Source organism: Cognatundibacterium curvum, assembly GCF_014284235.1.
GTDB lineage: Bacteria > Pseudomonadota > Gammaproteobacteria > Burkholderiales > Burkholderiaceae_D > Undibacterium > Undibacterium curvum.
Window position 1 is genome coordinate 1 of sequence record NZ_JACOGD010000039.1, and the last position, 318, is coordinate 318.

1 pseudogene is annotated in these 318 nt (G+C 61.3%); it reads left to right on the forward strand.

Annotated elements, in window-relative coordinates:
• Window positions 1–318 (forward strand): annotated as a pseudogene (locus H8K43_RS18765) (ABC transporter substrate-binding protein); the annotation flags it as partial.

A 318-nucleotide genomic window follows, 5' to 3' on the forward strand; every position in this document is an offset into this window, starting at 1 on the left:
AGCCCCTAGAAACAAAAATCGTGGAAGAGGTCAAACCGCCTCCGCCACCACCAGACACGCCACCACCACCGCCGCCGAAACTGCTGGCTCCGCCGCCACCATTCATTCCGCCGCCGGAAGTGCAGGTACAGCCACAGGTACAGCCACAGAACACTATTTCTGCGGTGACCAACGCCAAACCGGAAACCACGACTTTCACCAAGACAGCGCCACCAGCGCCGCCAGCGGCTGAAACCAAGTCCACCGGCCCGGTCAGCGTGGCACCTGTGATCGACTTCAATGTGGGCGGTTGCAAACCGGAATACCCACGCGCTTCGC